Below are 7,138 nucleotides of genomic sequence, written 5' to 3'. Positions count from 1 at the left end.
GCCGCCCGCGCACCACGCGCGGGCCGCTCGGCGACCGGCGGCAGGGTGCCCTTGAGCGGCCCCCACTCGTTCGGGTCCGGCACACCGGCCGGCTGCATCTTGCGCCGGGCCGGCCCGCCGCCGTGGTCCGACTCGCCCGGCTCCTTGGCGCCCGGCCAGTCCTTGGCGACCCGGGCCGCCAGCACGAACTCCTTGCGCAGCGGGTTCCCCTCGAAGCCGTCCGGCAGCAGCAGGGTGGCCAGGTAGGGGTGCCCGGGGAAGTCGATGCCGAACATCTCGTGGGTCTCGCGCTCGTGCCAGGCGGCACCCGCGTACACCGGGACGGCGGTCGGCAGCGCCGCCGCGTCGCGCGGCACCCGGGTGCGCAGCGCGAGGTGCCGCACGCCGGGCGCCTCGACGGCGGCCAGGTGCGCGACCACGGAGAAGCCCTCGGCCAGCTCGTCGACGGCGCTCAGCCAGTCGAAGAAGCCCAGGCCCAGGACGTCCCGGGCGTTGGTGAGCGCCTCGACCCAGTGCTCGGCCGGGACGTCGACGGTGATCAGCCCGTACGCCTCGGCGCCGGTCGCCCACTCCCCGACCGACGCCGCGTACTGCTCGGCGGACGTCACGAGACCCCTCCCTCGGTCGAAGAACCGGCCGACGGCCCCGCCACCAGCGGGCGGCGCAGGGCCGACGCGGGCGCGGTGTAGCGGTCCGGCAGGGACTCGGCGGCGATCTTCTCCTGGAGCTTGAGGATGCCCTGGAGCAGCGCCTCCGGCCGCGGCGGGCAGCCGGGCACGTAGACGTCCACCGGGATGATCTGGTCCACGCCCTTGGTGACCGAGTACGAGTCCCAGTACGGGCCGCCCGAGTTGGAGCAGGCGCCGAAGGAGATGACGTACTTCGGCTCGGGCATCTGCTCGTAGAGCCGCTTCACGGCCGGCGCCATCTTGTCGGTGACCGTCCCGGAGACGATCATCAGATCAGCCTGACGGGGTCCGGGTGCGAACGGGATGACACCCATACGGATGAAGTCGTGCTTGGCCATGGACGCGGCGATGAATTCGATCGCGCAGCAGGCCAGCCCGAAGTTGAAGCACCAGAGGCTGTAGCGGCGCCCCCAGTTGAGCACCACCTTGACCGGGTCCGGCGCGAGCCGGGCCAGCGGGCCGATGCCGCGGCGCTCGACGGCGCCGGGGCGCGCGGGGTCCGGCAGGCCGAGCGGGACGGGACCGCCCTGCGCGCCGCCGTGCGAGTGGGAGTGCGTCACGTCCATTCCAGAACGCCCTTCTTCCAGGCGTAGAGCAACCCGACCGCGAGGAAGCCGATGAACAGGAACATCTCGATCAGCGTTCCGGCGCCGTACCCGGCGGAGGCGAAGACGGTCGCCCAGGGGAACAGGTAGATCGCGTCGACCGCGAAGATCACGTAGAGGAAGGCGTACACGTAGTAGCGGATCTGGGTGTGCGCCCAGTCCTCGCCCACCGGGTCCACCCCGCACTCGTAGGCGAGGAGTTTCTCGGGCGAGTACACCACGGGCCGCAGCAGCCGGTTGGCGGTGAACGCCACGGCGACGAAGAGCACCCCGACGACGGCCAGCAGGCCCATCGCGGCGTACGCGTCGAAGTAGCCGCTGCCGACCGCCGGGTCGGCCGCGGCGACCGCCGCGCGCTTCCCCTCCATGCCTTCGCCTCCACCTCGGCCGTGAACCCACCCTCAGGACAGTTCTACGACGTTTACTCTTACGGGCCTAACGCTGGCCAAAGCGTGAGTCTAAGGGGCCCGCTCCGGTCCGCCCGAACCCTGCCCGATCCGCAAGACGACCGGTGGACACCCCGGCGGAGGTCCGGCGGACGGGCCCGGGGGTGGGGTTAACCCCCGGCCGGGAAGATGTATCACCCCCATGGCCTCCACCGCCCCCGGTTCGGGAAGCTTGGTCCAGCCGCACGACGAAGAGGGACGGTAGATCCGGATGAAGCCGCTGCACCGCGCCGTGGACGCCATCAAGGAGCAGGACGCTCGGATGGAGCGTCCGCCGCTGTACGGCACGAGGATGTGGCACCAGGCCGGCCGGCTGCTGTTCAACCTGCCGCTCGGCATCTTCGGCTTCCTGGTGGCCGTGACCACGCTGTCGGTCGGCCTGGGCCTGTCGATCACCGTGATCGGCCTGCCGCTGCTGGCCGGCGGGCTGGCCGCCTCGCGCTACCTGGGCGCGTACGGCCGACAGCGGGCCCGGGCGGCGTACGGCTCCGAGATCGACGAGCCGGAGCCGGTGAAGCCGCGCCGTCCGGGGATCGTCGGCTACACCATCGCCCAGCTCACCGACCTGCTGAACTGGCGCTCGGCGCTCTACAACGTGCTGATGCTGCCCTGGGGCGTGCTCAGCTTCTCGCTGACCCTAATCTCGGTGATCGCGCTCTGGCCGGTGCTGCCCTGGGTGGTCCGCGGGCTCGCCGCCACCGACCGCATCCTGATCGAGTCGCTGCTCTTCCCCGGCGCCCTGGCCGAGCGGGTGCGCGAGCTGGAGGACGACCGCGGCACCGTGGTCGACACCGCCGCCGCCGACCTGCGCCGGATCGAGCGCGACCTGCACGACGGGGCCCAGGCCCGGCTGGTCGCGCTGGCGATGGACCTCGGCATGGCCAAGGAGCGGCTGCGCGAGGTGGAGAGCGAGGACGACATGGCGGCCGCCACCAGGATGGTCGACAACGCCCACGGCGAGGTGAAGCTGGCCCTCCAGGAGCTGCGCGACCTGGCCCGCGGCATCCACCCGGCGGTGCTCACCGACCGCGGCCTGGACGCCGCGCTGTCCTCGGTCGCCGCCCGCTGCACCGTCCCCGGCGGGGTCCGGGTGAACGTCGACCTGGCCGGCCCGGACGGGCAGCCCGAGCGCCCGGACTCGGCGGTCGAGGGCATCGCCTACTTCACCGTCAGCGAGCTGCTGACCAACGTCTCCAAGCACGCCGGCGCCCGCTCCGCCTCGGTCGAGGTCTGGCGCTCGGACGACCAGCTGATGGTGCTGGTCCAGGACGACGGCAAGGGCGGCGCGGCCCCCTACCCGGGCAGCGGCCTGGCCGGGCTGGCCGAGCGGATCCGCGCGGTGGACGGGGTCTTCCTGGTGGACAGCCCCGAGGGCGGCCCGACCACCGTCACCGTCGAGCTGCCCTGGCGCACCCGCGCCGCCCGCCGCTGACCGCGCCCCGCCCGGGCACCCACGGGAACACCAGGGCGCCGGGACCTCGTCGAGGCGGGACGAGGTCCCGGCGCCGGTCCGGTACGGCACCCGGCCCGCTGAACCCTTGCGCGGCGTGCGGCCCGGCGTCCCCGTACCGGCGTTCGGTGCGGCTTCCCGCGGTACGGCTCGATTCGGTACGGCCCGCTACGGCGCCTGCAGCTCGCCGAGGGTGACCTCGGCGGTCCTGGTGCCGCCGTCCCGGGTGTAGGTGACGGTGACCTTGCTGCCCGGGGTGAGCGAGGCGAGCGCGGTGGTGAGCGCGTTCAACGAGTCCACCTGGGTGTCGCCGATCCTGGTGATGACGTCGCCGGCCTGGAGCCCCGCCGAGGCCGCCGCCCCGCCCGCGGTGACCGCCACGATGACCGCGCCGGCCGGCTGGAACTGCTGGTTGAAGCTGGTCCGGGCGGTGATGCCGAGCGCGGCCCGGCCGGAGTTGGTGACCTTGCCCTGCTTGATCAGCTGGTCGGCGATGTTGGTGATGGTGCTGGCCGGGATGGCGAAGCCGATGCCGGGGGCGGCCGCGCCGTTGGTCTGCGGCTCGGTCGCGGCGAGCGTGTTGATCCCGATCACCTTGCTGTCCAGGTTCACCAGCGCGCCGCCGCTGTTGCCCGGGTTGATCGCCGCCGAGGTCTGCACCATGTTGCCGATGGTGGCGCCCGGCGAGCCGGGGCCCTGGGGTTCGGTGACGGTCCGCCCGGTGGCCGAGACGATGCCCTGGGTGACGCTGCTGGAGAGCCCCAGCGGACTGCCCATGGCGAGGGTGATCTGGCCGAGCTGGACCTTGCCCGAGTCGCCGAAGCTGGCCGGCTTGAGGCCGCTCGGCGGCTTGGTCAGCCGGATCACCGCGAGGTCGGAGTCGGGGTAGCTGCCGACCAGCTCGGCGTCCAGCGTCGTGGTGCTGTTGGCGAGGGTCACCGTGAAGGTCTTCGCGGAGCCGATCACATGGGCGTTGGTGACGATGTCGCCCTTGTCGTCGTAGACGATCCCGGAGCCGAGGCTGTCGCCGGTGGTGATCTGCACCACGGAGGGCAGCACGTCGGCGATCACCGTCTGGTAGGCCTCCTGCAGCTGGGTCGCGCCGTTCGACTGGCCGGACGTCGCGGAGGCCCGGGTGGCGCCGGAGGCCGAGGGCGAGGTGGTGGCGGCGACGGTGGCCGAGGAGGACGAACCGCTGCTGCACCCGGCCAGCGCCAGCGCGGCCGTCACCGCGACCGCGACCGCCCCCGGCAGCCGTCCGGCCCCCGCCTTCGGACCGGTCCGCCGCGATCCGGCGGGCAGGGGACGGGCGTGTTCCTCGTAACGGCTCACCTGGTGGCCTCCGATTCGTCACCGCGCCGAGCGGCGCGGGCCTGAACGCACGGAAATCCTTGTCAGCTTTTCACCGTTTTGTCCGCTTTGCGGTCCCGACTCGCCCGAACGTGGGGAGTTCGAGGGCAGACCCTAGGATCGGCACATGACTTGGTTGATCACCGGCGGTGCCGGATACATCGGCGGACACGTCGTCCGACAGCTGCTCGACGCCGGGGAGCGCGTCGCCGTCCTGGACGACCTCAGCACCGGCGACGCCTCCCGGCTGCCGGCCGGCGTCCCCCTGATCGAGGGCTCCACCCTGGACCGCGCCGCCCTGGACGCCGCGATCCGCGAGCACGGCGTCGAGGGCATCCTGCACTTCGCCGCCAAGAAGCAGGTCGGCGAGTCCGTCGAGCAGCCCTTCCTGTACTACCGCGAGAACATGATCGGCCTCCAGACCGTCCTGGAGGCCGCCGCCGAGGGCGGGGTGAAGCGCTTCCTCTTCTCCTCCTCCGCCGCGGTCTACGGCATGCCGGACGTCGACCTGGTCACCGAGTCCACCCCGTGCGACCCGATGAGCCCGTACGGCGAGACCAAGCTGGCCGGCGAGTGGCTGGTCGCCGCGGCCGGCAAGGCCTACGGCATGTCCACCGTGGCCCTGCGCTACTTCAACGTGGCCGGCGCCGCCTCCCCCGAGCTCTCCGACGCCGGGGTGTTCAACCTGATCCCGATGGTCTTCGAGCGGCTCACCGCCGGCCAGGCCCCGCGGATCTTCGGCGACGACTACCCGACCCCGGACGGCACCTGCGTCCGCGACTTCATCCACGTCTCCGACATCGCCTCGGCGCACGTGGCGGCCGCCAAGCGGATGGCCGCCGACCCGGCCGGCGCGACCTCCCTGGTGCTGAACATCGGCCGCGGCGAGGGCGTCAGCGTCAAGGAGATGCTGGAGGTGATCGGCAAGGTCACCGGCTACGACACCGCCGCCGAGGTGACCCCGCGCCGCGCCGGCGACCCGGCCCGGGTGGTGGCCTCCGCCGACCTGATCCACCGCGAGCTGGGCTGGACGGCCCGCCACGACGTGACCGAGATGGTCTCCTCCGCCTGGGACGGCTGGTGCAGCCGCCACCCCGGGGCCCGCAGGGCCTGATCCGGCGGCGCCGGCACGGCGGTGTCCGCCCCGCGGTTCAGCGGGCGGGCACCGCCGTGCCGTAGAAGGCGTCCAGCGCGTACACGCAGCGGTCCTTGGAGCCGACGAAGACCCGGCCGCCGACCGCCACCGGCGAGCCGGTGAGCTCGCCCTTGGTGCCGAGCTCCCAGCGCAGCTGACCGCTCGCCAGGTCCAGGGTGTGCAGCGAGTGGTCCCGGCTGCCCAGGTGGACCAGGCCGTCGGCCACCGCCGGGGAGCCGACGATCTCGCCGCGGGCGGTGTAGCGCCAGCGCTCCCGGCCGGTGGCCGCCTCGAAGGCGTACAGCACCTCGCCGTTGCCGACCAGCACCATGCCGTCCGAGACCACCACCGGGTCGGCGCCCTGGCGGCGGCCGGTGACCCCGCGCCAGCGGTCCAGGCCGGTGGCCGCGTCCAAGGCGTACACCGTGCCCAGGTAGTCGGCCACGTAGACCGCGTCGGCGTCCAGGGCGGGCGGGGTGAACAGCACCACCGGGGCCTCGAAGCGCCAGCGCTCGGCCCCGCTGGCCGCGTCCAGCGCGTACACCCGGGTGCCGGCCGACACGTACAGCACGCCGCCGCGCTCGACCGGGTGCGAGGGAACGTCCTCCCCGACCGGGAAGGACCAGCGCAGGCCCGCGCCGCGCGGGTCGACGCAGCGCAGCCGCCCGCCGCCGTAGTAGTAGGCGGCGCCGCCCACCAGGACCGGGCCGGACTGCGGGTTCTCGAAGTCCTGCTGGGCGTCGTCGGCGCGCCACAGCTCGGCGCCGTTGGCGGCCGAGCGGAGCTGGACGCCGCCGCCCCTGATGCCGCAGCAGAGCACGCCGTCGGCGGCGGCGAGCGAGTAGACCCAGCCGTCCAGCGAGGTGCGCCACCGCTCGGTGCCGTCCGCGGTGTCCACGGTGTACAGGTGCGGGCCGTCCGCGGCGTGCACCCGGCCGGCGTCCACCGCGAGCGCCCAGGCGACGTCCCGGGTCTTGTAGCGGCGCTCGCCGGAGGCGATGTCCAGCGCGTGCACCTCGAAGCTGGAGACGAAGAGCGTGCCGTCGGCGACCACCGGGGTGCCCCAGACGTCGTTGGACATCCGGAACCGCCAGGGGCGCCAGCGGGCGACCGGCGGGGGCGGCGGGGTGGGCGCCCGGCGGACCCAGTCGGTCGTGGCCGGGGCGGTGTTCGGGCCGGGCTGCTCGTACTCGGCCCGCGGCCCCGGGCCTATCCGCACCGAGGCACCGGACAGCTGCACCTCGACGGAGCCGCCGGACGGCGCCCGGTGCTTGTTCGGGGAGGCGATCTTCGCGGTCGGGATCTCGGCGTCCGAGCCCGGAGCCGGCCGGGGCGGGCTGTGCACCGGCCCGGCCGGCGGCTGCGCGTGCCGCCCCGCGTTGGTGCGCGGGTCGGCCGGCCGGCGCCGACGTGTTCATCGGCGTCTCCGGCGGCACCGTGCCGGAGGAGGTCGTCGCGACCAT

General features: G+C 73.7%; 7 protein-coding genes. 2 read left to right on the top strand and 5 right to left on the bottom strand.

Annotated elements, in window-relative coordinates:
* The 3 genes from ABZW03_RS33800 to ABZW03_RS33790 all read right to left on the bottom strand — a co-directional run.
* A partial coding sequence (locus tag ABZW03_RS33800; RefSeq protein WP_355267033.1) for an NADH-quinone oxidoreductase subunit C occupies positions 1–608 on the bottom strand: 608 nt, incomplete at its 3' end.
* Positions 605–1,255, bottom strand: a complete 651-nt coding sequence (locus tag ABZW03_RS33795) for an NADH-quinone oxidoreductase subunit B family protein (protein WP_355267030.1) — start codon at positions 1,253–1,255, stop codon at positions 605–607. The genes ABZW03_RS33795 and ABZW03_RS33800, both read right to left, overlap by 4 nt.
* Positions 1,246–1,662, bottom strand: coding sequence for an NADH-quinone oxidoreductase subunit A (locus tag ABZW03_RS33790; protein ID WP_355267027.1), 417 nt, complete (start codon positions 1,660–1,662; stop codon positions 1,246–1,248). The genes ABZW03_RS33795 and ABZW03_RS33790 overlap by 10 nt, the downstream gene beginning before the upstream one ends.
* A 340-nt stretch (positions 1,663–2,002) precedes the next feature.
* On the opposite strand from ABZW03_RS33790, the gene ABZW03_RS33785 reads away from it, so the two are divergent.
* Positions 2,003–3,172, top strand: coding sequence for a sensor domain-containing protein (locus ABZW03_RS33785; RefSeq protein ID WP_355267036.1), 1,170 nt, complete (start codon positions 2,003–2,005; stop codon positions 3,170–3,172).
* Positions 3,173–3,358: 186 nt separating this feature from the next.
* On the opposite strand, the gene ABZW03_RS33780 is transcribed toward ABZW03_RS33785, so the two are convergent.
* Entirely contained in the window at positions 3,359–4,522 is a 1,164-nt protein-coding gene (locus ABZW03_RS33780) for a trypsin-like peptidase domain-containing protein (protein WP_355267024.1), read from the bottom strand.
* 145 nt (positions 4,523–4,667) lie between these two features.
* On the opposite strand from ABZW03_RS33780, the gene galE reads away from it, so the two are divergent.
* Complete coding sequence (gene galE, locus ABZW03_RS33775) at positions 4,668–5,654, top strand: UDP-glucose 4-epimerase GalE (protein ID WP_355267021.1); 987 nt, start codon at positions 4,668–4,670, stop codon at positions 5,652–5,654.
* 37 nt (positions 5,655–5,691) lie between these two features.
* On the opposite strand, the gene ABZW03_RS33770 is transcribed toward galE, so the two are convergent.
* Positions 5,692–7,020 (bottom strand): PQQ-binding-like beta-propeller repeat protein, encoded by a 1,329-nt coding sequence (locus ABZW03_RS33770; protein ID WP_355267018.1) that lies wholly within the window; start codon positions 7,018–7,020, stop codon positions 5,692–5,694.
* Between the last annotated feature and the right edge of the window lie 118 nt (positions 7,021–7,138).

Source organism: Kitasatospora sp. NPDC004799 (assembly GCF_040609095.1).
In the GTDB taxonomy this organism is placed as follows: Bacteria; Actinomycetota; Actinomycetes; order Streptomycetales; family Streptomycetaceae; genus Kitasatospora.
This window is presented reverse-complemented; position numbering and strand designations above follow the sequence as displayed.

Coding starts and splice junctions, on each gene's coding strand:
- galE (WP_355267021.1), top strand. CDS start 4,668: ATGACTTGGTTGATCACCGGCGGTGCCGGATACATCGGCGGACACGTC.
- ABZW03_RS33790 (WP_355267027.1), bottom strand. CDS start 1,662: ATGGAGGGGAAGCGCGCGGCGGTCGCCGCGGCCGACCCGGCGGTCGGC.
- ABZW03_RS33785 (WP_355267036.1), top strand. CDS start 2,003: ATGGAGCGTCCGCCGCTGTACGGCACGAGGATGTGGCACCAGGCCGGC.
- ABZW03_RS33795 (WP_355267030.1), bottom strand. CDS start 1,255: ATGGACGTGACGCACTCCCACTCGCACGGCGGCGCGCAGGGCGGTCCC.